Raw genomic sequence first — 875 nt, 5'->3', positions numbered from 1 at the left:
GAGGTAAGGCCCCCACTTCTTCCACGGCACCTGGGCCTCACGCGCGTCGTTCAGGCGTTTTTGTTCCGCTACGTCCACTATTCCAGTACCCATGCTTTTGCTCCGTTAGGGGTAAATGAACTCAGCTCGACGCAACACAGGCGGGCGCGCCACACCGAGCGCTCATCGTGCGCGATTCAGGCAACGCCGGTGCATCGGTATGTGTGGCGTTGAACGTTCTGCTTGCTTGAAGACCTCATCAAATACGCCTTGACGGTACAAAAACTCATAACGTCCCCGGGAAACGGCATATCGTCGGTACATTCATGTCAAGCGCGTTACCCGACGCAATCGCCGTATCACGCGCGGCGCGTCGGTGGTGCTACCGCCGCTCGCGATCCGGCGGGTCGCCGGTGCTCGTGAGCGCCGGTTCGATGGGCGCCGGTGGCGCCTCCTCGTCGATCCACGCCTGCAGCAGCGTGGAGGTCACCGCGAGTATCACCGGGCCGATGAACAGGCCGACGATCCCGAACGCGATCACCCCGCCGATCACCCCGATCAGGATCAGCAGCAGCGACAGGTCCACGCCTCGCTTGATCAGCAGCGGCCGCAACACATTGTCGAGCAGCCCGACGAACACCGACCAGACCCCCAGCGCGATTCCCGTGACAAGCTGGTCGTGATAGATCAGCCAGACCACGGCACCGATCAGCGGAAGGCCCGGACCGATCTGCGCGAGACAGAGAATCAGGATCAGCGCTGTCAGGATCCCCGCGCCGGGGATTCCGGCGACGTACAGGCCCAGCCCGGCGAGCGTCGCCTGCGCGACCGCCGTTACGACGATCCCGAGCGCGACCGCGCGGATCGACAATCCGGCAAGCCGCACTGCCGCCGCC

Annotated in this window: 1 protein-coding gene; it reads right to left on the bottom strand. The window is 64.3% G+C overall.

The genetic code is table 11. The features are described from left to right. Positions 1 to 361 precede the first annotated feature (361 nt). A partial coding sequence (locus tag P0D96_RS48170; RefSeq protein ID WP_408321396.1) for an AI-2E family transporter occupies positions 362 to 875 on the bottom strand: 514 nt, incomplete at its 5' end.

The organism is Paraburkholderia sp. RL17-347-BIC-D (assembly GCF_046027915.1).
Lineage (GTDB): Bacteria > Pseudomonadota > Gammaproteobacteria > Burkholderiales > Burkholderiaceae > Paraburkholderia.
Note: the sequence above shows the minus strand (reverse complement) of the source record. Positions and strands in the feature narration are given on the sequence as shown.